The 25,174-nt window shown below is 69.4% G+C and carries 21 protein-coding genes and 1 tRNA gene; 13 read left to right on the top strand and 9 right to left on the bottom strand.

The window, feature by feature from the left end; all coding sequences use genetic code 11:
* Nucleotides 1–111: 111 nt before the first annotated feature.
* From E5P3_RS15340 to E5P3_RS15315, 6 genes are all read left to right on the top strand, one after another.
* On the top strand, nt 112–489 hold the full coding sequence (locus E5P3_RS15340; RefSeq protein ID WP_162586754.1) for a DUF2784 domain-containing protein: 378 nt from the start codon (nt 112–114) through the stop codon (nt 487–489).
* A gap of 116 nt (nt 490–605) precedes the next feature.
* Entirely contained in the window at nt 606–1,031 is a 426-nt protein-coding gene (locus tag E5P3_RS15335) for an ester cyclase (RefSeq protein WP_162586753.1), read from the top strand.
* Between the two features lie 2 nt (nt 1,032–1,033).
* Entirely contained in the window at nt 1,034–1,666 is a 633-nt protein-coding gene (locus E5P3_RS15330; protein ID WP_162586752.1) for a TetR/AcrR family transcriptional regulator, read from the top strand.
* Nucleotides 1,667–1,697: 31 nt separating this feature from the next.
* Entirely contained in the window at nt 1,698–2,171 is a 474-nt protein-coding gene (locus E5P3_RS15325; RefSeq protein ID WP_162586751.1) for a c-type cytochrome, read from the top strand.
* Nucleotides 2,172–2,315: 144 nt separating this feature from the next.
* Nucleotides 2,316–3,659: an NADP-specific glutamate dehydrogenase gene (gene gdhA, locus E5P3_RS15320; RefSeq protein ID WP_162586750.1), complete on the top strand. Its 1,344-nt coding sequence runs from the start codon at nt 2,316–2,318 to the stop codon at nt 3,657–3,659.
* A gap of 44 nt (nt 3,660–3,703) precedes the next feature.
* Nucleotides 3,704–3,777, top strand: a tRNA-Gly gene (locus E5P3_RS15315).
* A gap of 28 nt (nt 3,778–3,805) precedes the next feature.
* On the opposite strand, the gene E5P3_RS15310 is transcribed toward E5P3_RS15315, so the two are convergent.
* The 4 genes from E5P3_RS15310 to nirB are packed head-to-tail and all read right to left on the bottom strand — an operon-like array spanning nt 3,806 to nt 9,289.
* A complete protein-coding gene (locus E5P3_RS15310) occupies nt 3,806–5,530 on the bottom strand; it encodes a bifunctional protein-serine/threonine kinase/phosphatase (protein ID WP_162589698.1) in 1,725 nt (574 codons plus the stop codon).
* A 22-nt stretch (nt 5,531–5,552) separates the two neighbouring features.
* Complete coding sequence (locus tag E5P3_RS15305) at nt 5,553–6,365, bottom strand: formate/nitrite transporter family protein (protein WP_162586749.1); 813 nt, start codon at nt 6,363–6,365, stop codon at nt 5,553–5,555.
* Between the two features lie 42 nt (nt 6,366–6,407).
* Nucleotides 6,408–6,749, bottom strand: coding sequence for a nitrite reductase small subunit NirD (gene nirD, locus E5P3_RS15300; protein ID WP_162586748.1), 342 nt, complete (start codon nt 6,747–6,749; stop codon nt 6,408–6,410).
* A gap of 20 nt (nt 6,750–6,769) precedes the next feature.
* The gene (gene nirB / locus E5P3_RS15295) at nt 6,770–9,289 is read right to left on the bottom strand and encodes a nitrite reductase large subunit NirB (protein WP_162586747.1); all 2,520 of its coding nucleotides are present in this window, start codon (nt 9,287–9,289) and stop codon (nt 6,770–6,772) included.
* 655 nt (nt 9,290–9,944) lie between these two features.
* Between nirB and E5P3_RS15290 the strand changes: the two genes are divergently transcribed.
* Entirely contained in the window at nt 9,945–10,352 is a 408-nt protein-coding gene (locus E5P3_RS15290) for a GreA/GreB family elongation factor (RefSeq protein ID WP_162586746.1), read from the top strand.
* A gap of 37 nt (nt 10,353–10,389) precedes the next feature.
* Here the strand turns inward: E5P3_RS15290 and E5P3_RS15285 are convergent, their stop codons facing one another.
* A complete protein-coding gene (locus E5P3_RS15285; RefSeq protein ID WP_162586745.1) occupies nt 10,390–11,223 on the bottom strand; it encodes a c-type cytochrome in 834 nt (277 codons plus the stop codon).
* A gap of 78 nt (nt 11,224–11,301) precedes the next feature.
* Here E5P3_RS15285 and E5P3_RS15280 point away from each other — a divergent pair, with 78 nt between their 5' ends.
* The 4 genes from E5P3_RS15280 to E5P3_RS15265 all read left to right on the top strand — a co-directional run bounded on the left by E5P3_RS15280 (nt 11,302) and on the right by E5P3_RS15265 (nt 15,727).
* Nucleotides 11,302–11,700, top strand: coding sequence for a c-type cytochrome (locus E5P3_RS15280; protein ID WP_162586744.1), 399 nt, complete (start codon nt 11,302–11,304; stop codon nt 11,698–11,700).
* Entirely contained in the window at nt 11,697–12,632 is a 936-nt protein-coding gene (locus E5P3_RS15275) for a cytochrome c oxidase subunit II (RefSeq protein ID WP_162586743.1), read from the top strand. The genes E5P3_RS15280 and E5P3_RS15275 overlap by 4 nt, the downstream gene beginning before the upstream one ends.
* A complete protein-coding gene (locus E5P3_RS15270; protein WP_162586742.1) occupies nt 12,629–15,148 on the top strand; it encodes a cbb3-type cytochrome c oxidase subunit I in 2,520 nt (839 codons plus the stop codon). The genes E5P3_RS15275 and E5P3_RS15270 overlap by 4 nt, the downstream gene beginning before the upstream one ends.
* Nucleotides 15,149–15,265: 117 nt before the next feature.
* Nucleotides 15,266–15,727 (top strand): hypothetical protein, encoded by a 462-nt coding sequence (locus tag E5P3_RS15265; RefSeq protein WP_162586741.1) that lies wholly within the window; start codon nt 15,266–15,268, stop codon nt 15,725–15,727.
* A gap of 6 nt (nt 15,728–15,733) precedes the next feature.
* On the opposite strand, the gene E5P3_RS15260 is transcribed toward E5P3_RS15265, so the two are convergent.
* Nucleotides 15,734–16,654: a hypothetical protein gene (locus E5P3_RS15260; protein ID WP_162586740.1), complete on the bottom strand. Its 921-nt coding sequence runs from the start codon at nt 16,652–16,654 to the stop codon at nt 15,734–15,736.
* Between the two features lie 87 nt (nt 16,655–16,741).
* Between E5P3_RS15260 and E5P3_RS15255 the strand changes: the two genes are divergently transcribed.
* Nucleotides 16,742–18,229 carry a caspase family protein gene (locus E5P3_RS15255; protein ID WP_162586739.1) on the top strand — a complete coding sequence of 496 codons (1,488 nt, stop codon included), beginning with the start codon at nt 16,742–16,744 and terminating at the stop codon, nt 18,227–18,229.
* Nucleotides 18,230–18,244: 15 nt separating this feature from the next.
* Here E5P3_RS15255 and E5P3_RS15250 read toward each other — a convergent pair whose 3' ends face one another.
* Nucleotides 18,245–21,877 (bottom strand): hypothetical protein, encoded by a 3,633-nt coding sequence (locus tag E5P3_RS15250; protein ID WP_162586738.1) that lies wholly within the window; start codon nt 21,875–21,877, stop codon nt 18,245–18,247.
* 228 nt (nt 21,878–22,105) lie between these two features.
* On the opposite strand from E5P3_RS15250, the gene E5P3_RS15245 reads away from it, so the two are divergent.
* Nucleotides 22,106–22,891 (top strand): TetR/AcrR family transcriptional regulator, encoded by a 786-nt coding sequence (locus E5P3_RS15245; protein ID WP_162586737.1) that lies wholly within the window; start codon nt 22,106–22,108, stop codon nt 22,889–22,891.
* On the opposite strand, the gene E5P3_RS15240 is transcribed toward E5P3_RS15245, so the two are convergent.
* Together E5P3_RS15240 and E5P3_RS15235 are read right to left on the bottom strand one after the other, a co-directional pair.
* The gene (locus E5P3_RS15240) at nt 22,892–23,950 is read right to left on the bottom strand and encodes a xylose isomerase (protein WP_162586736.1); all 1,059 of its coding nucleotides are present in this window, start codon (nt 23,948–23,950) and stop codon (nt 22,892–22,894) included.
* A complete protein-coding gene (locus E5P3_RS15235; RefSeq protein WP_162586735.1) occupies nt 23,950–25,155 on the bottom strand; it encodes an ABC transporter substrate-binding protein in 1,206 nt (401 codons plus the stop codon). Before E5P3_RS15235 ends, E5P3_RS15240 begins: the two co-directional genes overlap by 1 nt.
* Nucleotides 25,156–25,174: the final 19 nt, after the last annotated feature.

The raw sequence follows: 25,174 nt of genomic DNA, 5'->3' as shown, positions 1-25,174 counted from the left end.
TGACCATTGATCTGCTGAGCCGTCGATTATAGGTTTGGCCCGCCCTTGCCGCCCCCAAGGCCATGCGGGGCGCCTTTGCCGAAAGGCCGCGCCCGTGCGACCCTCGCGCCCATGACCCCCCGCCTGCTCGCAGACGGCGTGCTGCTGCTGCACGGCCTCTTCATCCTCTTTGTCGTGGGCGGCGGCGCGCTGGTGTGGCGCTGGCCGCTGGCGGCGCTGCTGCACCTGCCGGCCGTGGCCTGGGCCGCCTGGATCTCGTGGGCCGGCGGGGTCTGCCCGCTCACGCCGCTGGAGAACTCGCTGCGCCGTGCCGCCGGCCAGGCCGGCTACCAGGGCGGCTTCGTGCAGCATTACCTGCCCGGCCTGATCTATCCAGAGGGCTTCACGCGCGAGCTGGAGATCGGCGTGGGTGTCTTGGTCACGCTGCTGAACGTGGGTGTCTATGCGCTGCTGTTGCGGCGGCGGCATCGCCGGGTCGGGCGCCCCTGATTCCGGAGCCCGGGGTGCAAGTGCCGCCATGCCGGTCTGAAATGATGAGACAAACCTCTTGTAATGAGATTTTTGTCTCATTATGATGGAGACGCACCAACCTCCGGAGGACCGCCATGGCCATGACCCGCAGAGAGATGGATCGCAAGCTCGACGAGCATTTCGGCTTCGAAGCCCAGGACAACGTGGAGGGCGTGCTGGCCACGCTCGCCGCCGACGTGGAGCACGACGTGGTCGGCTGGCCCAGCGGGCCCAGCCAGGGCCGCGATGCCACGCGTCCTTTCTACGAAGCGCTGTTCGCCGACCTGTCGGAAGGCAAGGTTCAGTCGCTGCGCCGCCTGTACGGCGACAACTTCATGGTCGACGACTCGCTGTGGAGCGGCAAGGCGCCGGGCCGCCCGTTCGGCCTGGAAGGCCGCGACCGCCCGCTCGCCTTCCGCCTGCTGCACGTCATCGAGTTCGCGGACAGCGGCGACATCCGCAGGGAGAACGTCTGGGTCGACATGGGTGCCATCCTGCGCCAGTTGCCCCCGGCGGCTTGAGCATGGCCGGACAACAGGGCCGCGCGCGGCAGAAGGAGCGCACCCGCAAGGCCCTGCTGGAGGCCGCCGCACAGCTGAGCCAGCAGGGGAGCCGGCCGACGCTGGAGCAGATCGCCGAGCAGGCCCTGGTGTCGCGCGCCACCGCCTACCGCTACTTCCCCAACGTGGAAGCGCTGTACCTCGAAGCGTCGATCGACATCGAGACGCCGCTCACCGAAGACGCGCTGCGCGGTGCACCGCCCGACGACGTCGTCGCGCGCCTCGAGCACGTCGACCGTGCCCTGCACACCATGATCGCGGCCAACGAGGCGCCCCTTCGGATGATGCTGGCGCAGTCGCTGGAGCGCAGCGCGCGCGGCGAGATCGACGCGCAGATGCCCTTGCGACAGAACCGCCGCACGCCCCTGATCGAAGCCGCGCTCGGTCCGGCCCGCGACCGCTTCAAGCCGGCGGCGCTCAAGCGCCTCAAGCATGCGCTCGCGCTGGTGGTCGGGCCGGAAGCGATGATGGTCTTCAAGGACGTGCTCCGGCTCGACGATGCCGAGGCCCTCAAGTCCAGGCGCTGGGCCATCCGGGCGCTCGTCGAGGCCGCAGCGCCGGGCGGGCTGGCGCCCCGGGCAGGCGCGAAGAAGTGATGTTCCTCCACACCCACGGAAGGAGTGCCCCATGACCCCGTCCCGGATACTCGCCGCTGCAGCCTTGACCGCCCTCGCCTCCACCCCTGCCCTGGCCGGGCCGCCCGAACCGGGCGGCAGCCAGCTGCAACGCGGCCGCCACCTGGTCCGCATCGCCGGGTGCAACGACTGCCACACGCCCGGCTACGCGCAGAAGAACGGGCAGGTCGACGAGAAGCTCTGGCTGACGGGTGACGGCCTGGGCTGGGCGGGCCCGTGGGGCACGACCTATGCGACCAACCTGCGCCTCATGATGGCCAACATGAGCGAGCGGCAATGGCTGCACCACGCGCGCCACATGGAGCCGAGGCCGCCCATGCCCTGGTTCAACGTGCGCGCGATGAGCGATGCCGAGCTGAAGGCCATCTATGCATTCACCCGCTCGCTGGGGCCCGGCGGCTCGCCGGCGCCGGCGTATGTACCGCCGGGGCAGAAGGCGCAAGGGCCGGTGGTGAAGTTTCCGTAGGCGGATCAGCGCGTTGCTGCCGTTCACGGGCGAGTTCGCGGACGACCGCAGGCAGCATGAGCGGATGTTGTGCCCCGAGACACCTGGGCGAGCGAGCAACGCACAATATGCGTTTGACTCGAATTCGCAAGGAGCAGCTAGCAGATGAGACACACCTCGGTACATGACTTCCTCGACCATGTCGCCAGCCGCAACCCAGGACAGCCGGAGTTCCTGCAGGCGGTGGCGGAAGTCATGGAGAGCCTCTGGCCCTTCATTGCGGCCCACCCCAAGTATGCGGAGCATGGATTGCTCGAACGGCTGATCGAACCCGAGCGCATCGTGATGTTCCGCATCGCGTGGACCAACGATCACGGCGACGTGCAGGTCAACCGGGGCTACCGCATCCAGCACAGCTCGGCGGTGGGCCCCTACAAGGGCGGCATGCGTTTCCATCCGTCGGTGAACCTGTCGATCCTCAAGTTCCTCGCGTTCGAGCAGACGCTGAAGAACGCGCTGACCACGCTGCCCATGGGCGGTGGCAAGGGCGGCTCGGACTTCGATCCCAAGGGCAAGAGCCCGGGCGAGGTCATGCGCTTCTGCCAGGCGCTGGTGACTGAACTGTTCCGCCATGTGGGCAGCGACACCGACGTGCCGGCCGGCGACATCGGCGTGGGCGGCCGCGAGGTCGGCTTCATGGCCGGCATGATGAAGAAGCTCAGCAACCGCGCCGACTGCGTGTTCACCGGCAAGGGCCTGAGCTTCGGCGGCTCGCTCATCCGCCCGGAGGCCACGGGCTACGGCACGGTGTACTTCGCCGAGGAGATGCTCAAGCGCGCCGGCCGCAGTTTCGAAGGGCTGCGCGTCAGCGTCTCGGGATCGGGCAACGTCGCGCAATACGCAGTGCAGAAGGCCATGGCAATGGGCGCGAAGGTGGTGACCGTGTCCGACTCCAGCGGCACCGTGATCGACGAGGACGGCTTCACTCCCGCAAAGCTCGCCGAGCTGATGGAGGTCAAGAACCACCTCTACGGCCGGGTGAGCGACTACGCAGAGCGCACCAAGACCAACTTCAGGGCCGGCACGAAGCCGTGGGTCGTGCCGGTCGATGTCGCCCTGCCCTGCGCCACGCAGAACGAACTGGGCGCCGACGATGCGGCCATGCTGGTGGCGAATGGCGTCAAGTGCGTCGCCGAAGGTGCCAACATGCCGACGACGATGGACGCGATCAAGCGGCTGCAGGATGCCGGCGTGCTCTACGCACCGGGCAAGGCCAGCAATGCCGGCGGCGTGGCGACGTCGGGGTTGGAGATGAGCCAGAACGCGATGCGCATGTCGTGGCCGCGCGAGGAGGTTGACCGCCGCCTGCACGACATCATGGTGGGCATCCACCAGACCTGCGTGCAGCATGGCTCCCAGGCCGACGGGACCGTCAACTACGTGGATGGCGCGAACATCGCGGGCTTCGTCAAGGTGGCGGACGCGATGCTGGCGCAGGGCGTCGTTTGAACTTGTCCGCTTCGATGCGACGCGCGCTAGAATCCGCGTCTGCTGCGGGTGTAGTTCAATGGTAGAACGGCAGCTTCCCAAGCTTCATACGAGGGTTCGATTCCCTTCACCCGCTCCACGGCTCCCCTCCGCCGCGCCCACCCTCTTCAGCGCCCCAGGATGCGCAGCCCCAGCAGCACGATGACCACGATGCCCAGCAGCATCGTCGTCCACTGCCAGAAACGTACCGGATGCCGCTCGATGATCGGCGGCGTCCGCTGCCGAAGGAACTCGGGCCCCGGCGCCTTGAGGTCGTGCGCGAACAAGGACACCGCTTCCTGTCTTTTCGCCGGCTGCGGATGCAGCGCCTTCTGCAGGACGGCATCGACCCAGGCCGGCAACTCCGGCCGATACTGGCGCAGCGGCGCATAGCGAAGCCGGGCCACGTCCCGCGACGACCGCGCTCGCGTGACCTGCAATCCGTAAGGCAACCGCCCGGTGAGCATCTGGTAGGCCATCGCCGCCAGCGAAAACAGGTCCGAGCGAGTGCTGCCGCCCTCCCCGATGAAGTATTCGGGCGCCGTGTATTGCAAGGTGCCGGCGATCGCGTGCGCACGGCGCTTCGCTGCGCTGTCGGCCAGCCCCGCGACGTGGGTCGACGCGAGGTCGATGATCCTGACCGTGCCGGTGCGGTCGATCATGACGTTCTCCGGACGCATGTCCTGGTGCAGCATCTCCCGCCCATGGAGCGCTTGGAGCCCCTTGGCCAACTGCTCGACGATGCCCCGCACCTGGTCGAGCGTGGGATGCGGATGGTCGACCATCCACTGCGCCAGCGTCTGGCCGTCGACGTATTCCATCGCCACGTACAGGTGCGTGCGCGTCCGGTCGATCGGACTGGCCTTGAGCACATGTGGACTGTTGATGCGCCGCGCCACCCATTCCTCGAGGACGAAGCCGTCGAGGTATTCCGTGTCCTCGCGCAGGTCGATCGAAGGAAGCTTCAGGACCACCTGCCGACCGGTGGCCTCATCGACCGCCAGGTACACATGGCTGCGCGCGCTGATGTGCAGTTCGCGCACCACGACGAAGCCCTCGAAGCGGGCGCGCGGGGCGAGCGGTTGCGGGATCGCCAGGCTTTCGCGCTGCAGCAGCAGTCGAGATGCATCGGCCGGCGGCAGCTCGTCGATGCGCAGGAGCTGGACCGTGCAGTCGTCGTCGCTCCCCCTCGCGCGCGCCGCCGACGCGAGCAATCGCGCGGTCTCGTCGAAGTCGTCGCCGCATCGGCCGAGCGCATCGTGCACCTGCTGCGCATCGAGGTGGGCGTAGGCGCCATCGGTCGCCAGCATGTAGATCTCGCCGGCCTCGGCGTCCCAGCAGCGGTAGTCGATCTCCACATGGGGCCCGGCGCCGAGAGCGCGTCCCAGGTACGACTGGGCCGACGACAGGTGGACGCGATGGTCTTCCGTGAGTTGCTCCAGTGCCTGCGGATGCAGGCGATAGACGCGCGCATCGCCGACATGCAGCAGGTGCAGTTCGCGTCCCTTGAGGATCAGCGCACTGAAGGTGCAGACATAGCCGCTGTCCTTGTCGAAGCGCGCGTCGCTGCGCATCGTCTGCGCATGCAGCCAGGAGTTGGTGGCGTCCAGCACCCGCTGGGCCGCGCGGCGCACCGACCAGGCCTCCGAGGTGGCATAGTAGTCCTCGAGGAACCCGCGGACGGCCGCGGCGCTGGCCACCTGGCTGACCCGGCTGGACCCGATGCCGTCGGCGATCGCCACCGCGATGCCCTTCGAGAACTGCAGCGCCCCCGTGGGGAGCATGGCGCCGTGGAAATCCTGGTTGACCGACTCGGGCTTGGCCAGCGAATGCTGGCCGAGCGTCACGCGCATGGTGTGGCCCACGCCAGACCGATCAGCTCAGCACGCGCTTTGCTGCTGTCTTGTAGTGCGTCGAGTAGAGCGTGGCGCCGACGAAGGTCAAACCGCCCACGAGATTGCCGATCACCGTGGGAAGCTCGTTCCAGATCAGGTAGTCCATCAGCGTGAACTTGCCGCCCAGCATCAGGCCGGTGGGGAAGAGGAACATGTTGACGATCGAATGCTCGAAGCCCATGTAGAAGAACACCATGATCGGCATCCACATGCCGATGGCCTTGCCGGAAACGGTGGTGGACATCATCGCCGCGACGACACCGGTGGACACCATCCAGTTGCACATCACACCGCGAATGAACAGCGTCAGCATGCCGGCGGCGCCGTGCGCCGAATAGCCGACGGTGCGCCCCTCGCCGATGGTGCCGAGCCGCTGGCCGATCGCATTGGGCGCTTCGCTGAAGCCGAAAGTGAAGATGATGGCCATGAACACCGCCACCGTGAGGGCACCCGCGAAGTTGCCGACGAACACCAGGCTCCAATTGCGCATCACGCCGCTCCAGGTGGCGCCGGGCCGCTTGTCGAACACGGCGAGCGGGACCAGCGTGAACACGCCGGTCAGGAGGTCGAATCCCATCAGGTACAGCATGATGAAGCCGACCGGAAACAGCATCGCGCCGACCAGCGCATTGCCCGTGTTGACGGTCACGCTCACCGCGAAAGCCGCGGCGAGTGCCAGGATGGCACCGGCCATGTAGGAGCGGATGAGCGTGTCGCGGGTCGACATCAGGAGCTTGGATTCGCCGGCGTCGACCATCTTGGTGACGAATTCGTTGGGTGCGAGGTAGGCCATGGGATTCCTGAAAAGAGAAGGCAAGGAGAAGGGGATGCCGGGTCAGCCCAGCGCGACGTGCACGCGGCCGTCCTCGACACGCACCGCATGCGCCCGCACCGAGTGCTCCGGCGCTTCGAGGCACTCGCCGCTGCGCAGGTCGAAGTGGTTCTTGTAGAGCGGTGAAGCGACCACGACGCGGTCGCCCACGCTCCCGACCAGGCCGCGCGACAGCACGCTGGCCTGCGCCTTCGGGTCGACGTTGTCGATGGCGAAGAACTGCTGCGCCTTCGCGACGTGGAAGATCGCGACGTGGACGCCTTCGACCAGCGCGCAGACGCCGGTGTCGGGCAGGATGTCGGTGGCCGCGCAGACTGCGGTCCAGTGAAGGGTGTCGGTGGTCATGGGGAATTTCCTCGAAGGATTCAGGCCGTGGCGGCGTCGGTGCGTTCCTCGGTCCGGGCCGGCCGGATCTGGCCGCGTTCGTTCACGAAGACGATGTGCTCGTCGGGCTTCTCGCTGTTGACGAAGGAGCGGAAGCGCTGGCGCGTGGCCGGGTCGTTCACCGCGGTCTTCCATTCGCACTGGTAGGTGTCGACCACGTGCTGCATCTGCGCTTCCAGTTCGGCGGCCAGGCCGAGGCTGTCGTCGATCAGCACGTTCTTGAGGTAGTCGAGCCCGCCCTCCAGGTTTTCGCGCCAGGTGCTGGTGCGCTGCAGGCGATCGGCCGTGCGTACGTAGAACATCAGGAAGCGGTCGATCAGCCGGATCAGTTCGGCCTTGCCGAGGTCTACGGCGATCAGCTCGGCATGGCGCGGCTTCATGCCGCCATTGCCGCAGACGTAGAGGTTCCAGCCCTTGTCGGTGGCGATGATGCCGACGTCCTTGCCCTGGGCCTCGGCACATTCGCGGGTGCAGCCGGAAACGCCGAACTTGATCTTGTGCGGCGCGCGCAGGCCCTTGTAGCGGTTCTCCAGCTCGACCGCGAGGCCGACGCTGTCGTCCACGCCATAGCGGCACCAGGTCGAGCCGACGCAGCTTTTCACCGTGCGCAGCGACTTGCCGTACGCATGCCCCGATTCGAAGCCGGCGGCGATCAGTTCTTCCCAGATCAGCGGCAACTGCTCGACCCGGGCGCCGAACAGGTCCACCCGCTGGCCGCCGGTGATCTTGGTGTAGAGGCCGTACTTCTTTGCGACCTGGCCCACCGCGATCAGGCCTTCGGGGGTGACCTCGCCGCCCGGCATGCGCGGGACGACCGAGTAGCTGCCGTCCTTCTGGATGTTGCCGAGGAAGTAGTCGTTGCTGTCCTGCAGGCTCGCCAGGTTCTTCTTCAGCACGAACTCGTTCCAGCAGGAGGCGAAGATGCTCGCGGCGGTCGGCTTGCAGATGTCGCAGCCCAGGCCCTTGCCGTGCCGGGCGAGCAGGTCGTCGAAGCTCTTGATCTCGTCGACGCGGATCAGGTGGTAGAGCTCCTGCCGCGAATAGGGGAAGTGCTCGCAGAGGTGGTTGTTCACCGCCATGCCGCGCCTGGCCATCTCGACCTTCATCACCTGGCCGACCAGCGTGGAGCAGCCGCCACAGGTGGCGCCGGCCTTGGTACAGGCCTTCATCTCGGCGACGGTGCAGGCGCCGTCGCCGACGGCGGCGCAGATCTGGCCCTTGGTCACGTTGTTGCAGGAGCAGATCTGCGCGCTGTCGGGCAGCGCGTCGACCCCCAGGCCCGGCTTGGCCTTGCCGTCGCTCGACGGCAGGATCAGGAACTCCGGCTCGGGCGGCAGCGCGATGCCGTTGAGCGCCATCTGCAGCAGCGTGCCGTATTCGGATGCATCGCCGACCAGCACCGCACCCAGCAACTGCTTGCCGTCTTCGCTCACCACGATCTTCTTGTAGACCTGCTTGCGCTCGTCGATGTACTGGCAGGCGCGCGACTTCGGCGTCTTGCCGTGCGCGTCGCCGATGCTGGCCACGTCGACACCCATCAGCTTGAGCTTGGTGCTCATGTCCGCGCCGGTGAAGGCGGCGTCGTCCTGCCCGGCGAGCTGCTTCGCGGCGACGCGGGCCATCTCGTAGCCCGGTGCGACCAGGCCGAAGGTCTGCTCGTTCCACGAGGCGCACTCGCCGATCGCGTAGACGTCGCGGTCGCTGGTGCGGCAGTGGCTGTCGATCGCGATGCCGCCGCGCGGGCCGATCGCCAGCAACGACTGGCGCGCCAGCTCGTCGCGCGGCCGGATGCCGGCGGAGAACACGATCATGTCGGTCTCCAGGTAGGTGCCGTCGGCGAACACCATCCGATGCCGCGCGGTCGCGCCGTCGACGATCTCCACCGTGTTGCGGCCGGTGTGCACATGCAGGCCCAACGCCTCGATGCTGTTGCGCAGTGCGCGCCCGCCGCCTTCGTCGACCTGCAGCGCCATCAGGCGCGGCGCGAACTCCACCACGTGCGTCTCCAGGCCCATGTCGCGCAGGGCCTTGGCACATTCCAGGCCGAGCAGGCCGCCACCCACGACCACGCCGCTTTTCGAGCGGGCACCGCTGGCTTTCATGGCCTCCAGGTCTTCGATGGTGCGATAGACGAAGCAATGCGGCCGGTCGCGCCCGGGCACCGAGGGCACGAAGGGGGCCGAGCCGGTGGCCAGCACCAGCTTGTCGTAGGGCACCACCTCGCCGTCGGCCGTGGTCACCGTGTTGTTGCGGCGCTCGATGGCGACCGCCCGGGCGGCCAGGCGCAGCGTGAAGCCGGTGCGCTCGAAGAAGCCCGGCTCGACCAGCGACAGGTCATCCGCCGTCTTGCCGGAGAAGAACTCGGACAGGTGCACCCGGTCATAGGCCGGGCGAGGCTCCTCGCAAAGCACCGTGACCTGCGCATCCGCCAGGCCGAGCTCGTCGAGTTGCTCCAGAAACTTGTGGCCCACCATGCCGTGGCCGATCAGTGCGATTTTCATTTGAGATTCCTGCACGCGTCCGCTCGGATAGGAGAGCAGGCATTCGACACGCGCCGTGACACAGGCAGTCGAAAGCAGGCCACCGCATCGAACAGATGCGAAAACGGGTTGGAACAGATGGACCGGCAGCGTCATTGCTGTCGATTCGCTCGGCTCCCGCCGTCATTAGCGGAGGCACTGCGATTTCCGCGACAACGGTGCCGGCGGAACAGTGAAGGAAATCGAGCAACAACCGTGCCAACGCCCGTAGCCGTTCTTGAAGGGGGGGTTGCCCCCTTTTCCGCACGGAACTGGATCGATCGTTCGCTGCGCAACGAGCCCGTGCGCGGCAATGGCGCACGAATGTCCGGGTTGGTGCGTGCCGGCGCGGCGACCCGCTGGCACCCGGCCTAGAATGGCGCGATGCGCTTCCCGGCCCTCGCCCGCACCCACCTCGACGCTGCCACGCCCATGCGCGCGCCCGTGCTTCGGGCGCGGGTGGCCCGCGTCGAGGCCGCCATGCCGTCCGGCCAGCAGCGCGTGCCGGCCGCACCCTCCCCCGCCCGGCGATCCCCCTTCTCTCTTCTGTAGCGCAAACCATCGATCGCCGGGCACCCGCCCCGCGCATTCGCGAGCGTCTTTGCCTTGCACGGCGCGCCGCCATTTGGAGTGCTTCATGTCCACCACGCTTCTTCTCGGCGAGCGCGTGCTCACCGAACTCGATCACGCCCGCCTGTCCAAGCTGCTCGACAACTCCCCGCACCATCCGGTGCTCGAGGCGCTGCTCGACTCCACCGATGTGATCCGCTCGCGCGAGGTTCCGGCCGACATCGTGACCATGTATTCGCAGCTGACGCTGGTGGACGCCCACACGGGCGAGCGCCGCAAGCTGACGCTGTGCTATCCGCAGGACGCGGAGCCTGCATCGGGCTTCGTCTCGGTGCTGTCGCCCGTGGGCATCAGCCTGATCGGCCTGCGCCTGGGCGCCACGGCGAACTGGACCTTGCCCGGCGGCGCCGAGGGCCGCGCGCAAGTGGCCGAGATCCTGTTCCAGCCCGAAGCCAGCGGCGACTACACGACCTGATCGCGCTCGACGGCCGCCCGGCCGGCAAGCCGCGAATTCAATCGAGCGTCGACAGATAGGCGGCGATGTCGCGCGCGTCCTGCTCGGTCAGGCCCATCTCCGGCATCGCGGTGCGTGGATCGACCTCGTGCGTGCGGCGCAGCCAGCGCACCATGTTGTCGGGCGTGTTGGCGAGGCGGCCGCCGATCATCGTGCGGCGGGCGATGCCATCGAGTGGCGGGCCGACATGGACCGAAGACCCGGTGATGCCGGGGATGCTGTGGCAGGCATTGCACGCGTACTGGTGCAGCGCCCGCGCGCCGCGCCGCGCGTCGCCTGGCGTGCCGGCCACCGTCGCTTCGCCCGGGCCGCAGGTGGCCTGCCTCCCCGTCTGTTCGGCATACTCCCGCGCCGTCAGGTCGGGCATCCGCTCGAGAAAGGCGACCACCGCCCACAGGTCCTGCTCCGCCAGGCGGTATTCCCACGCCGGCATGCCGCTCATCTTGATGCCGTGCTTCGTTACCCAGTAGAGCTCTCGCGCCTTCCAGTGGTGGCGTGCGTCCACGAGCGGGCCGGGCAGCGGCTGCATGCTCTTGCCGATGTCGCCTTGCGCCACCCCCGGCCCGCCGTGGCATTGCTGGCACTTGTCGCGGAAGCAGGCCGCGCCGCGCAGCACCAGTTGCGGGTCGTCGAGCCGCGGCACCTCGATGGCGCGGGCACGCAGCCGGACCGATTGGCGCATCGCGATCTCGAGCAGCGTATGCACCGGCTGGGTGTGCTGGGAAGTCGCCGCCACGTTGTAGAGGCCGCCATACACCACGGCCGCCGCGCCGGCCGCGGCGGCAAGGCCGAGCACCGCCGACGTCAGTAGAACGGTCTTGAGGATTCCCATGTTCTGGCGGCATTGTCCGACGCGCAACAGCGCCCCCCTGTCGGCGCAGCGCGCATTCGCGCCCGCACAATCCCGGCCATGGCCCTCCCGCTGGACCGCCCCGGCCCACGGACCGCGCTGCTGCTGGCGCTGGTCCCGCTGGCGCTCGCAACCGGCTGCGTCGGCGAAAGCCGGCTGCCCTACGCCGATGCCCCACGCGCGCAGGTGCTCCGCGGACAGGCGCTGCTGGCCCAATACCAATGCGGCAGCTGTCACGCCATACCTGAGGTGCCGGCGGCCCGCGGCGGCGTCGGACCTGCGCTCGCGGGCTTCGGCCATCGCAGCTACATCGCCGGGGAGGTGCCGAACCGCCCCGACACGCTGGCGCGGTGGATCGTCCAGCCGAAGGCGCTGGTGCCCGACACCCTCATGCCGGCCATGGGCGTCCCGGCCGATCAGGCACGCGACATGGCGGCCTATCTGCTGGCGCTCGAATGAGCAGCGACCGCGCACAGTCCGCCCTGCACGTGGCCGGCCCTGTGGCCGAGACGCTGCTCGGCGTGACCGGCGTGCTCGTCGCGGGCGCGGCGCTGATCTTCGTCGGCGTGATGGCGCTGCTCGCGCTCGCGGTCCGCCGCCGCCGCGGACGGGTGAATGCGCGCTGGTGGGTGCTCGGCGGCGGCCTGGCCTTCCCGGGCGCCGTGCTCGCCGCCCTTTTCGTCTACAGCGAATGGCACAAGCCGCCCTGGCGCGTGGCGCCGCCCAGGGATGCGCTGATCGTGGCCGTCACCGGCCACATGTGGTGGTGGGAGCTGCGCTACCGCGACCCGGCCACGGGCCGGGAGGTCGCGGGCGCGAACGAGCTGCGCATTCCGGTCGGCCGGCCGGTGTACTTTGCGCTCGCCAGCGCCGACGTGATCCACAGCTTCTGGGTGCCGGCGCTCGGCGGCAAGATGGACATGGTGCCGGGCCGCATGCAGCACCTGCAGCTGCAGGCCGATCGCCCCGGAACCTGGCGCGGCGCCTGTGCAGAGTATTGCGGCGACCAACATACGCGCATGGCGCTGCAGGTGGTGGCCGAGCCGCCCGCGGTCTTCGATGCCTGGCTCGCGGCGCAGGCACGGCCGGCCGCGCCGCCGGCCACGCCCGCGCTCGAGCGCGGACGGGATGCCTTCCTCGCGCACCGCTGCAATGCCTGCCATACCGTGCGCGGCGTGAGCGAGGAAAGCCGCCTGGGCCCGGACCTCACCCACGTGGGCAGCCGCCTGTACCTGGGCGCCGGCCTCATGCCGAACGACGCCGAGGGCCTGGCGCGCTGGGTGGCGCACACGCAGCAACTGAAGCCCGGCGCACGCATGCCTTCGTCGCACGAGCGCATCGACGAGACCAGCCTGCAGGCCATTTCCGCCTGGCTGGCGCAGCTGAAATGAGCGAGCTGCCATCCGCCCTGCCCCGGCCCGCGGGCGAGCGCCAGGCGCTCGAGCGCGCCTGGCAGGCGCCGCAGGGCTGGCGGGCGCTCTCGGCCGTCAACAACACGCGCATCGGCGTGTACTACATCGCGACCGCGATGCTTTTCTTCGTGCTGGCCGGTGTGCTCGCGCTGGTGATGCGCGCGCAGCTTGCAGTGCCCGACAACGCGTTGGTCGATGTGCGGACCTACAACCAGCTCTTCACCATGCACGGCACGGTGATGATGTTCCTGTTCGCCGTGCCGATCGTCGAGGCGGTGGCGGTCTACCTGCTGCCGGGCATGCTGGGCGCGCGCGACCTGCCCTTTCCGTGGCTGTCGGCCTATGCCTTCTGGGCCTATGCGATCGGCGGACTGGTCTTCTTCTGCACCCTGTTCTTCGGCGAGGCGCCCGATGGCGGCTGGTTCATGTACCCGCCACTCACCGGCAAGGAGTTCTCGCCCGGGCGCGGCGCTGACTGGTGGCTGCTGGGCATCGGCTTCATCGAGATCTCGGCCATCGCGGGCGCCATCGAGCTCATCGTCGGCATCCTGTTCACGCGCGCGCCAGGCATGACGCTGATGCGCATGCCGATCTTCGCCTGGGCCATGCTGGTGACGGCGCTGATGATCGTCTTCGCCTTTCCTGCGGTGATCGCCGCGACCACGCTGCTGGAGATAGAGCGCGCCTTCGACTGGCCCTTCTTCATCGCCGGGCGCGGCGGCGATCCCTTGCTGTGGCAGCACCTGTTCTGGTTCTTCGGGCATCCGGAGGTCTACATCATCTTCCTGCCCGCCGCGGGCATGGTCTCGATGATGATCCCGGCGCTCGCGGGCACCCCGCTGGTGGCCCACCGGGCGATCGTGGCCGCACTCGCCGGCGTCGGGCTCGTGAGCTTCGCGCTCTGGATCCACCACATGTTCGCCGCGGGCGTGGGCGACCTGGCGATGACGGTGACTTCGGCCGCGAGCTTCCTGGTCGCGCTCCCCAGCGGCGTACAGGTGTTCGCCTGGATCGCGACGTTCTGGCGCGGCGAGGTGCGGCCCAACGCGCCCACGCTGTTCCTGCTGGGCTTTCATTTCATCTTCGTGCTGGGCGGCCTCACCGGCGTGATGGTGGCGGTGCTGCCCTTCGATTGGCAGGCGCACGACAGCTCCTTCATCGTCGCCCATCTGCACTACGTGCTGATCGGCGGCATGGTGTTCCCGCTGTTCGCGGGCTTCTACTACTGGGCGCCGGTGTTCAACGGCCATTGCCTCTCGGAGCGCTGGGGCCGCTGGGTCTTCGGGCTGATGTTCGGCGGTTTCAACCTGGCCTTCTTCCCGATGCACATCGCGGGCCTGCTGGGCATGCCGCGGCGTGTCCACAGCTACCCGGGCGATCTGGGCTGGAACGCGCTCAACCTGTTGTCCACGGTCGGCGCCTTCGTGCTGGCCACGGGCGTGCTGCTGTTCGTCGTCGATGCCGCGCGCACGCTGCGACGGCCGGAGAAGGACCACGGCAATCCGTGGCGGGCCGGCACGCTCGAATGGCTGCCGTTGCGCGAGTACGGCGTCCGCAGCATTCCGCAGCTGGTGTCGCGCGAGCCCTTGTGGGAGCAGCCGTCGCTCCCGCGGGAGGTCGAGGAGGGGCGGCACTGGCTGCCTGGCACCGCCCTCGGCGGCCGCGAGACGCTGGTCACCAGCATCGTCGACGCGCGCCCGCTGCACCTGCTGCGCCTGCCCACCGACGGCTGGTGGCCGCTGCTGGCGGCCATCGGGACGGCGGGCTTCTTCCTGCTGCTGACCGTCGAGCTGGTGGTCGCAGCCTTCGCCTTCGGCTTGGTTGCCATCGTGGCGGTGCTGCGCTGGCTCTGGGCCACGGACCGCCCCCCGCCGCGTCCGTGCGTCGAAGCCGCGCACGGCGTGCAGTTGCCCGTAGGCAGCAGCCGGGTCGCCGACTCGCATTCATGGTGGGCGTCGCTCATCCTGGTGGCGGTCGACATGACGGTTTTCGCGTCCTTCGTGTATGCGCATGTGCATGTCGCCATGGCGGCCGACACCTGCCCGCCGCCCGGCGCCGCCTTGCCGGCGCTGCGCTGGCCGTGGGCATCGGCCGCGCTGCTCGCCATCGGTTCGCTGCTGATGGCGACGGCGCCGCGGCGGCTGCGCGATGCCGACCCGCGCGGCCAGCGGATGCTGCGACTGCAGGTGGCGCTGGCCATGCTGTGCGTGGCCGGCGCCTTCGGCATCGACTTGTTCGCGCAGACGCAGGCCGGCTTGAACCCACAGGCCGAGGCCTGGAGCGCAACCGTCGCGATGCTGCTCGCCTACCAGGGGCTGCATGTCGCGGTGCTGATGATGATGGGCGGCTACCTGCTGGTCCGCTCCCTCGCCGGCCGCCTGCAGCCGCAGGCGCGCTCGACGCTCGACAACACTTTGCCCATTTGGCACTGCGCCACCGTGCAGGGCATGGCGGGCCTGCTGCTCGTGCAGGCGCTGCCGCGGCTGGTGGGCTGAGTCCACCCGCCTTCACGCCTGCACCCCGGCCGACATGCGGCGTCGGCCGCTGCCCACACGGGCCCACGAGCCGCCGCGCACAGTCGAGTCATGCCATCGACCCGAAGGAGGACCCTCATGGCCAAAAGCAGCATCCTGGGCGGCGAGCATGCGCCGTCGCGCCACCGCGGCACTGATGTGGATTCACTCGGCCCGAGCGACAGCAGCGACAGCGGCAGCGACGTGCAGACCGACCGCAACCGCAGCGCCATGCCCGACGAGGGCGCCGAGGGCGCGCTGCCCATCTCCCACGGCACGGATACCGATGCCGAGGGCACCGGCGAGCGGGCCTCGGCCGATCCCGCCGCACCCATGGAGAACGCCGACATCCTGCCCGACCGCATCGGGACCGTGCCTTTGGATGTCGGCGAGGTGACCGACGCGGTCGACGATCCCACGGCGGCTTCGACCGAAGAACTGGCCGAAGATGCGGATGATCAAGACGCGCAAGAGGCGGACAGCGACGACAACGACGAGAGCGGGAAAGACGACGGGTCAGCCCCGCTCGGCCGGGCGGTGCCGGTCCGGCGCGGCTCCTGAGCACGCTCAGCCGTCGATGCCCGCCAGCAGCTCCTGCGATTCGTCGTCGAAGCCGGGCACCGGCTGCGCCTTGGCCAGGGCCATCCAGACGCTGAAGGGCAGCCGCGGCTGCGCGCGGTGCACCGCCGCGCGCGCCACCACCAGCCGCTCGCCGAGCGCGAGCAGCACGCCGCATTCGGCCGGGATCTCCTCGGGCTCCGCGATCGGCCGGCCCTTGGCATCGCAGCCCAGCACGTACCAGCACTCCCCGCCCACATCCAGGTAGGCGGCGCGCTTGTCGCGCTTGCGCAGATCGCCGAGCAGGTCGGCGCGGCTGACCTTCACCTCGTGGACGATCGGCTGGGCGTAGGCCTCGACGCTGGTATTGCGGATCGAGAACACGTCGGGCCGCGCGATGCACCAGCGCGGCTTGTCGCCCTCGTTCACGGCCGGCAGCCGCGCGCGCAGGCTCAGCCCGCGCCACGCGACCCGGCCGGCGCGCGTCATCTCGCGCGCCACCTGCTCGACCAGGGCCTCGTGCCGCGAGCGTGCCGCCCGGTTGACGACCAGGCTGCCTGCGATGTGGGCGATGCCGGCGTCGCTCACGCGCAGCGTCTCGTGGACCTGCGGCCAGCGCACGCGCTCCAGCAGGCCAGCCGCGAGCAGCTCGACCTCGATCTCGTCGCAGCAGGGCCAGCCGGCCGAGCGGTACATCTCGCGCAGGCGCCGCGCGTGCAGGCGGCCCAGCGCCGAGGCGCCGGGCGGTGGATCGGCCACCGGCGGCGGCGTGCCGGGTTCGGTCATGGGCGGATCGGCAGGCGGCGGGTCGCCCTCGGGCGGGGGTGAGGGTGCCGGGGGCGGCGAAGGCGGTACTGGCAGGTCGGGCGCGGGGGGCGGCGGGCCAATGGGGATGCCGACGGCGGAGCGCTGCGGGGCGAGTGCGTTCATCGCGCTAGGGTAGCGAAAAGCGCGGACTCCGGCTCGCCTGGGAAATATGGATTGCGATCCCAAGCACGCAGGTGGATAGTCCGCGCCATGAAGCCCCCGTGCGCAGGCCACAGTGACGGCTCGACGACGACGCTCGTACGCCGGCTCGGCTGGGCGCTGTCGCTCACGCTCGCCTGGACCCTGCAGCTCCCAGTGCCATCTCACGCGCAGGACCGCCCCGCTGAAAAGCGCATCGCGCTGGTGGTCGGCAACAGCCAGTACCCCAAGGTCCCGCTCGACAACCCCGTGAACGACGCGCGCCTGATCGCGGGCAACCTGCGCAAGCTGGGCTTCGACGTGAACCTGCAGCTCAACGTCGGCGTGCTGCAGTTCAGGCGGGCACTGCGCGAGTTCGCGCGACAGGTGCAGCAGGACGATGCCACCGCGGTGCTCTACTACGCGGGCCACGGCGTGCAGATCGACGGGCGCAACTACCTGCTGCCGGTGGACATCAACCTGCGCGACCAGGAGGAGGTGAAGGACGAGTCGGTCGACATCGAGGAGCTGTTCCTCAGCAAGATCGACAAGGTGGGCTCCCACCCGCGCATCGTGATCCTCGATGCCTGTCGCGACAACCCCTTCGCGACGAAGACGCGCAACGTTCGATCGGCCGGCGGGCTGGCGGAGATGGGGGCGCGCGGCTCGCTGATCGCCTTCGCCTCGGCGCCCGGCGCGCCGGCCGAGGACGGGCCGGCCGGCCGCAACAGCATCTACAGCCGCAACCTCGCCGAGGAGATGATGGTCCCCGGCCTGGAGGTCGAGCAGATGTTCAAGAACGTGCGCGTGCGCGTGCTGAGCGAGACGCGCCAGCGCCAGCTCCCGTGGGTGAACACCTCGCTGACGTCGAACTTCACCTTCAACCCGGCGGCGCGGCGGCCGGCGGCGGAGAACCCGGCTGCCGCATCTGCGCCGCCCGCCGCACCGGCCACGGCTCTGCCGGCAGTGCCGGCCGGCCGCGACAACAGGCCGAAGGACATCGACACCTTGTTCTCGCAGGCACGGCGCGAGCGCGATACCGAAGTCGCAGCAGCGCCGCCCTCGCCCGCGCCGCCATCGGTGGCGCAGCCCCCGGCAGTGCAGGCCGCGCCGCGGCAGCCATCCCCACCGCCGCAGCCGCCCGTCGCGGCCTTGACCCCGACTCCCTCACCGTCGCCCCTCCCCTCGCAACCGTCCTCTTCATCGCGCAAGATCCTCGACCGCAACGAGTTGCAGCAGCTCCTGGTCGGCAAGACCCACACGCTCAAGGACCCATTGGCGGGCGGTCTGGTTCACTTGGACCTGCGCAGCGGCGGCACCGTCTACTACAACAGCCAGGGCACCACCAGCGCCGCAATCAGAGGCTCAGGCCGCTGGGAGCTGAAGGACGATGGCGCTCTCTGCGCAAAGTTCAACCCGACGGTGCCGGGTCGGCTCACCGATGCGCGCAGCCCCGACGACGGCTGCTGGTACTTCTTCCGCGACGGCGAGAAGCTGATGCGCAGCACGAGCATCGAGCCGCAGGCGCGACCGCAGGCCGAGATCGTCAGGATCCAGTGATGGCCGGCCGCGCCGTCAAGACTTGTCCGCGGCCGGAAGGATCCGGCAGTTCGCGGCCTGCTCGCTCATGTTGTCCACGCCGGAGTGCGACAGGTGCCAGCCGAGCGGGAAATGCACGCCCTTGGGCAAAAGGTCGATTGCGGTCACGGGCTCGGTCGTCGCGGCCGCGGCCTTGCCGCGCATCGCGATGCGCGCCTGCACGATCGCATCGGCCTCGCGGGCCTCGGCCAGGCGCCCGGCGGCGCCCACGCCGCTGGTGTTGATGACGGCCAGCAACGGCCCGATCAGGTCCAGGTACGGGACCTTGCCCTGCGCGCACAGGGGCCGCGCGGGTTGGTATCGCTTGCCGATGGGCGCAGTGCAGGCGTTGTCGACGACGGGAAAGACATCCGCCGCTGCGGGCTGGGCGATCTCGCCGCAGCGGTCCGCGACCGCGGCACCGGGGTCGGACTCGTTGCGGATCATCAGCACGCGCGGCACCAGGTTCTCGCGCAGCCAGGTGCGCTGGCCTTCCGGCAGGCTTCCGCATCCGGTCGCCGCGTCCTTGGCTTCGCGCGCGGCGAGGCAGGCAACGAAGGCGCGCACGAGGTCGGTGGTCGATTGCGCGCCGCCGTTGTCGAAGTACCCGCCGTCGGCCAGATGCCCGCAGATCCTGGTGTCCGCGTCCGGGGAATGCTTGCCGGGCACCGCCACGCCGCGGCGGTCGCAAAGATCGGCCGGCGTCTTCAGGCCGCCGATCGCATTCACGTAGGGAAAGCGCGCCGCATTGTGCGCGGCGGCGCCCAGCGGCATGTCCGCGCCCACCAGGCCCAACTGGTCCTTGCTGCCCGGAAAGTCCGTCTGCGACACGACCAGCTCGCTCGCGATGGCGCGCTCGCCGGTCTCCACCCAGGTGGCATTCAGCAGCAGGTAGGGGACATGCTTTCCGGCGTTCGGGCCGGTGGTGTCGGCGTGGCGCAGCTCGCGCATGCCGCGGCGCAGTCGCGGCGCGCCCACTTCCATCGTCTGTTCGAACCAGGCGCCGCGCGACATGAAGCCGCAGCCCGGCGTGCGGCACAGCCCGCTGGGCACGAGGCGGCCCAGCAGGTCCTCGAACATCCAGGAGGACAGGAGCGGCGACAGCAGATCGGTCTGCGCGAAGCGCCGGATGCAAGTCTCGCGGGCGTCGCGGGCCTCGCGGGCGGTGCGGGCCGCGCCCTGCGCACCTTCGCTGCAGGCGCGGTAGACCGCAGCGCCGATGGCGCCGCCGGACACGCCCGAGACCGCGAAGGTGCGCTGGGCGAAGCCCGGGTCCTCGGCCTCGAGCTCGTGCAGGGCGAAGGCGGTCCACATGGCGGCACGAATGCCGCCCCCTTCGCTCGAGACGAAGTACACGTCGTACCCACCCCGGCCCGGGCGAGGCGCCAGTTGCGGGGCACACGGGCTGTTGTCGTCGGGGGCATGGCAGATCGTGCGAAGCCAGCCGGCCAGGGCCGTCTCGAGCGGCACCGCGGGAGCGGCGGCCTGCGCCGGGACTGCAGGCGCCTGCGGCCGGCGCGCTGTCGCGAAATAGTTGCCGACAACCATGATGGCAATGGTCAGCGCGGGCACGACGAGGACCAGCGGCCAGTAGACCTTCAGCGAAGCGACGGTGCCGGGATGCCGCACCCGCTCCATGGCCCAGCGGTAGGCCACCACGATGACGCCGCCGAGCACGGCGCTGCAGGCCCACATGCGGATGCCGCCCCAGGTACTGGGCTCGCCCTCCAGCGGGCCCGGCCAGACGAGGTGGTTGTCGGTGAGGCCCGCCAGTCCGAGCACCCCGATCCAGGCGACCAGCACCAGCACCCACGGCACGGCGTCATAGACCTCGAGCAGCGAGAGCCAGCCGAAGAAGCAGAGCCAGAAGGTGAGCGACAGCAGGATGACCGGGAAGGCCATCGAGGGAAAGTAGTCGCCGGTGCGGCCCGGCAGCACGTCGATGAGGCGGCAGAGGAAGACCAGCCCGAGCGCCACCATCGGCAGCAGGTAGGGCGTGACCTTTCCGAGGAAGTTGTACTTGAGGTCCGTGGGGCGGGCATCCCCCGATGCCGCTGCCGGGCCCGCGTGCGGCTTGGCGTCCATCAGGCCGGCGCGGGTGCTCCAGTCGGCCCAGTCGATGCAGTCGTAGTAGCCGGCGGTCGAGGCGCGATCGCCGCGCCGCCAGATGAAGCCGCCGCCGGCGAACACGGCCAGCACGGCGAAGGCCACCACGCCCACGCTGGGCAACAGGCAGGCGAGCCAGCCGAAACCTCCGGCCGAATGCGCGCCCGCGCCGGTCTGGGCCTTGGCGAGGTCCTCCAGCACGTTGGCGCACAGCAGCACCACCAGCAGCACCGGCACCAGGGCCAGGACGCGGGCCCAGTCGCGGGCGAAGATGTCCTCGTGCCGATTGCCGTCGCGGGCGGGCTCGAAGCCCGCGGCGACGGGGCGACGGCCCGCCGAGCGCAGATGGCAGACGCTGCGCGTCCACAGCCAGCAGGCGAACACCAGCAGCGCCAGCCCGAGGATGGAAAGGCCGAAGACCGTGAGCGATCCGGCGAGCAGCCACAGCACGCCGACCCAGTCGATCGCCACGCCCGGCGCCGGCGCCGGCGCGCCGCCCCAGTCGACATGGATCATCGTGAAGAAGCGGGGCACGAAGGAGGCCGTGGAGGCGATGATGTCGCGCGACTGGTCCATGACGACGGTGAGCGCGGCGAACAGCGCAAGCGCGGCCAGTACATAGCGGCTGCGCACCAGGCAGTCGAAGATGGCGGCGCGCAGGTCGGCCCGGCGCCGGGCGCGTTCCGGGTTCCCGGCCACATCGGCATGTGTCGAGAGCACGGCGCCGAAGAGCCAGCAGATTCCGGCGGCGGCCAGCAGGCTGAAGACAGCGACGATCAGCCACGACTTCGAGCGGTGCGCCGCGCAGCCGAGCCGCCCGCGCCAGCTCGCGCCGTCGACGGCCGCGCAGGCGTCGGTTCCGAAGAACATCCCCGCCAGCAGCGCTGCGAGCAGCAGCAGCCCGAGCGCCAGCGCGCCCCGGTGCGCAGGGATCTTCCAGACCCCGAGCGCGGCCAGGCCCCACACGCCCGCGATGCCGAGGACGAGCGCGATCGCCCCGATCACCGCGCCGTAGCCGCCGGTGCGCTGCAGCCCGGCCAGGTTCTCCAGCAGGTCGACCGCCACCAGCATCAGCACCGGCACCCAGAACAAGGCGAACCAGCGCCGCCCTGCCGGTGTCGGCCGGCCGGTGTCGTCGTCCAGCGCTTGCGCCAGCACCCAGCCGGTCTTGAGGAAGAAGGCCGCATAGATCGGCACGAAGGCGATGCTGTCGAGCGCCATGTAGAGCCTGGCGAGCCAGAGGAGCTGGCAGCGGCGCCACAGTTCCAGCAGCGCTGCCGCGGGGCCTGCGGGGCCGTCGTCGGCCCAGCCGAGATAGTCCTCCACGCCCCACCCCGTGCGGACGTAGAGCATGGACCGCAGCAGCAGCATGATCATCCCGGCGCTGACCAGCGCCACGCCCAGGATGCGTGCGCTGCCGAAGACGAAGGCCAGGCCCTCGCCTGCCCTGCGGGCGGCTGCGTCGAGGAAGCCTGGAACATGCGCGCGAATCCGCTCGATCGCTCCTGACGTTGCACCGCTCATTTCGCACCTCGTTGTCTTCAGGCTTTTCGCGCCTTCGCGCAGGCTTTGCCCGATGCCGCTGCACCGCGCGGATTCTGGAGGCGCGCACGCCGATCTGCAATCCATTGAACTGGGGAGCCGCGCGTGACGCGGCACCTCATGCACCAGGGCCACACCTCGGTCGGCATGCGAGAGAATGCCTGTTCACCGTCCGTCGCCCGGACCCGAAAGACAAGGAGCGAATCCACCGTGCCAGAACGATCCTCTTCAGCCGGCCGCACCGGCCGCCCTGCCGCACGCGCGGACGAGCCTGCGCCGATCGAGGGAGGCGGCGGCCCGACGCGCCGGCGCCTGCGGCGCGAGCGGACGGACCTGCTGGAGACACGCATCCTCGACGCTGCCGCCGAGGAATTCGCTGAGCACGGATTCGCCGGCGCGCGCATCGAGCGCGTCAGCGCCGCGGCCGGTACGGTAGACCGGATGCTGTACTACTACTACGGCAACAAGGAGCGCCTGTACCAGGCCGTGCTGGCGAAGATCTACGAGGACATGATCGGCGCGCAGCGCGAGTTCGTGACACCGGAGGATCCGGTCGAAGGCATGCGCCAGCTGGTGCAGCACTCGTGGGACCACTACCTCTCGCATCCGAACCTCGTGCGGCTGCTGATGAACGAGAACCTGCTGCGCGGCAAGCACATCCGGCAGGCACCGCAGGTGGTGGAGCGCACCGCGCTGCCGCTGGTGCAGACGGTCGCGACCCTGCTCGAGAGCGGGCAGGCGCGCGGGGTGTTCCGCCGCGACGTGTCGTCCGAGCACGTGCTCATGACGATCATGTCGCTCGGCTTCTTCTATCTCTCGAACCAATACACCTGTGCCACCTGGATCGGCGCGGACCTGATGAGCCGGCCCCGCCGCGCCGCCTGGCGCGATCACATCTGCGACGTGGTGCTGCGCATGCTCGCGACGGGCGACGAACCTGCTGCGGCGGAAGCCGCGCCCAAGCCCCGGCGCAAGCCGGCCGCCTCGAAGAAGTGATCAGGCTGGGGCGAGCGCGGCCCACTGCTCGCGCACGAAGCGCGCGATAGCCGCGTTCTGGCCGATCAGCGAGAAGCGCGCGTTGTGCGCGTAGTCGGGCAGGTTGATCATCTCGGTGGTGATCCAGCGCAGCGGCGAGTCGGCGTGGGTGCGGTGATAGACCAGCACCTTGCGCACCACCTCGCGTGTGCAGGCGAGCGCGCCCGCGTCCCACGGTGAGTGCCATTCCCCGGGCGCCGGCTCGGTGAAGGGATAGAGGATGCCGCGGCCCGGCTCGCCCTTGGCATACGGAAAGATGGAATGCTCGGGCACGGCCGCGACCGCCTCGCCCGAGTCGCCGAGCGACCAGCGGTTGCGCGGCCCGTTCGGCGCCACGCTGCGCACCTGCAGCCAGCGCACGATGCCCATCTCCAGCCATTGGTCCACGAAGTTGCCGGGCTGGAAGGGGTCGAGCACCGCGCGCCCTGAAGCGACGTCTTCCGTCAGTCCGCAGATCGCCTGCTCCTGCGCATTGCCGATCTTGAAGATCGCATGGCTGTAGTCCAGCGTGAAGTGGAAGGGAACGCCGCGGCGGCGCACCGCCTCGGCCACGGGCGCGACGCGCCGCGGGTCCTCGCTCCACATGTTGACGTGCAGCTCGAAGGCCGGCTCCACCCCGCGTGCCATGCCCTCGTCGTAGGCGCGCAGGTAGAAGTCCGCCACCTCGTCGTTGCCGATGGGCCTGCCCGTCGCATCGTGCCAGTGCAGCATGATGTTGTGAGTGCGGGCGCCGACCTCGGCAGCGAGCTGCAGCTTGTCGGCGAGCAGCGCCTCGTCGCGCCCGAGCGCATAGAACCAGCTCGCGGTGTGCACCGGCAGGCCGAAGCGCTCGATGCAGCGCAGGTAGGTGTCGACCTGGCCCGGCATCGGCAGGCGGTCGAAGCAATCGAAGGCGCCGCTCTCGCGCACCAGCCGGAACTGCTCCTCGATCGGCGGCTCGGCCAGCGACACCGGCCGCTCGAGCGAGGAGGCCTGCGCGCCGCGGCCGTTGCAGCCGATCGGCGGAAGGGTCGCGCTCATCACGAGGGATTGCGCAGCTTGCGGATCTGCTCCTCGGCGGGCTGCAGCTTCGCGCCGTCGAGGTAGGTGCCCGAGGGCATCACGCCCTTGCCGTCCTTCACCGCGGTGCGGCCGACGAAGATGCCGAGCGTCGACTGGTTGTCCTGAGGCCGGAACACCACCGGCCCGAAGGGCGAATCGAACTGCAGGCCCTTGAAGGCCGCGACCAGTTTCTCCGTGTCGGTCGAGCCGGCCTTCTGCAGGCCCGCGGCGATCGCCTTCACGGTGGCATAGCCCACCACCGAGTTCAGGCGCGGATAGTCGTTGTATTTCTTCTGGTAGGCAGCCAGGAAGGCCTTGTGCTCGGGCGTGTCGATGTTGGCGTAGGGGTAGCCGGTCACGATCCAGTTGGCGGGCGCATCGTCCTTCAGCGGGTCGAGGTATTCGGGCTCGCCGGTCAGCAGGCTCACCACCTCGCGGCCCTCGAACAGGCCGCGGGTCTTGCCTTCGCGCGCGAGCTTGGTCAGGTCGCTGCCGAACATGACGTTGAAGATCGCATCCGGCTTGGCGTCGGCAAGCGCCTGCACCACGGCGCCGGCATCGATCTTGCCGAGCGGCGGCGACTGCTCGGCCACGAACTCGACGTCGGGCTGCGCCTTCTTCATGTTCTCCTTGAAGGCCGCCACCGCCGCCTGGCCGTATTCGTAGTTGGGGTAGACCAGTGCCCAGCGCTTCTTCTTCAGCTTGACCGCCTCGCCGATCACCGAGGCCGAGAGCGCATAGGTGCCGGAGCGCAGGCGGTAGGTGTAGCGGTTGCCGTTGTCCCACACCACCTTGTCGCTCAGGGGGCCGGATGCGAGGAAGAAGACCTTCTTCTGCTTGGCGAAATCGGTCAGCGCCAGGCCGACATGCGAGAGCGTCACGCCGGAGAGGATGTCGACCTTCTCACGCGCGAGCAGTTCCTCCGCCATGCGCACGGCATCGCCGGGGTTGCCGTTGTCGTCGCGGAACACCGTCTCCAGCTTCTTGCCGTTCACGCCGCCTGCGGCATTGATCTCTTCCTGCGCCAGCATCCAGCCCTGCTTGTAGGGAACCAGGTTCTGCGGGAGGGCCTTATAGCTGTTGATTTCGCCGATCTTGATGGTGCCTTGCGCCGCGGCGTGCGCGGCTGCGAAGCAGAGGCTGGCCGCGAGCAGGCGGGTGGACACGGAGGGCATGAGTTTCATGGCGAAGTCCTTTCTGGCG

Source organism: Variovorax sp. RA8 (assembly GCF_901827175.1).
In the GTDB taxonomy this organism is placed as follows: domain Bacteria; phylum Pseudomonadota; class Gammaproteobacteria; order Burkholderiales; family Burkholderiaceae_C; genus Variovorax.
This window is presented reverse-complemented; position numbering and strand designations above follow the sequence as displayed.